At 66.6% G+C, this 1,172-nt stretch carries 1 protein-coding gene; it reads right to left on the bottom strand.

The window, feature by feature from the left end; genetic code table 11:
* Positions 1 to 1,172 (bottom strand): AMP-binding protein (locus MSIMFI_RS27080; protein WP_191500001.1); only part of this gene is annotated, 1,172 nt, incomplete at both ends.

Raw genomic sequence — 1,172 nt, 5'->3', positions numbered from 1 at the left:
CCACATACAACTCCCCCACCACACCCACCGGCACCCGACGCAACCACCCATCCACCACAAACAACGCCGCCCCCGACACCGGCGCACCAATCGGCGGTGCACCCGACCCCGGGATCAACGGCGCACTTACGGCCGCAAACACCGTCGCCTCGGTCGGACCATAGGCGTTGATCACCACCCGCCCCGGCGCCCACCGATCCACCAACTCGGCCGGGCACGCCTCACCACCGAGTACCAACGCCGCCGACTCCAAACCCTCCGACGACAACGCCCCTACCGCTGACGGCGTTTGGTTAACCACAGTGACCTGCTCCGCAACCAGCAAAGCATGGAACTCATCCGGTAAGCCCGCCACCGACTCGGGCACCACCACCAGCCGCCCGCCGCCGAGCAGCGCACCCCAGATCTCCCAAACCGAAATATCGAAGCCGTAGGAATACCACTGGCTCCACACCTGCCCCGGCCCCGCCGGAACCATGCCCGTCTCCAGCAACTCCAGCAAAGGGGTGATGTTGTGGTGGGCGATGGCTACGCCCTTGGGGACACCGGTGGTGCCCGAGGTGTAGATGATGTAAGCGATGTTGTCGGGGTCCGGGGCGGGCAGCCCTGCACTGGAATAGGTTTCGAGGACGGGGTCTTCGACATCGATGACGATCAAGTCATGCCCGGCCAGCCGGCCCGCCAGCGCGGCGGTGGTGATCGCCGCGACCGGTGCGGCATCGGTGAGCATGAATGCGATCCGCGCCGACGGGTGCCCGGGATCGATCGGCAGATACGCCGCCCCGGTTTTGAGCACCGCCAAGATCGCCGTGATCGCGTGGGCGGAGCGTTCCACGAGCAGGCCCACGACATCGCCGGCACCCACCCCGTAACCGACCAGCAAGTGCGCCAACCGATTCGAGGCCTCATCGACCTCCCGGTAGCTGTAGGACTGCCCCTCAAACACCAACGCAACCGCGTCCGGCGTACGCCCCACCTGAGCGGCAAACAACACCGGAACCGACACCGCAGCCGCCGCGGGGGCACTCAACGCGGCCTGGTTACCCCACACCTGCAAATCGGCGCGCTCGGCGGGATCGAGCACATCGACCGACGACAACCGCCGATCAGGATCGGCGGTCATCGCCACCAAAATCTTGCGCAACCGCCCCACCAGCGCCTCAATGCTGGCC

It is taken from the genome of Mycobacterium simulans (genome assembly GCF_900232995.1).
Lineage (GTDB): Bacteria > Actinomycetota > Actinomycetes > Mycobacteriales > Mycobacteriaceae > Mycobacterium > Mycobacterium simulans.
Note: the sequence above shows the minus strand (reverse complement) of the source record. Positions and strands in the feature narration are given on the sequence as shown.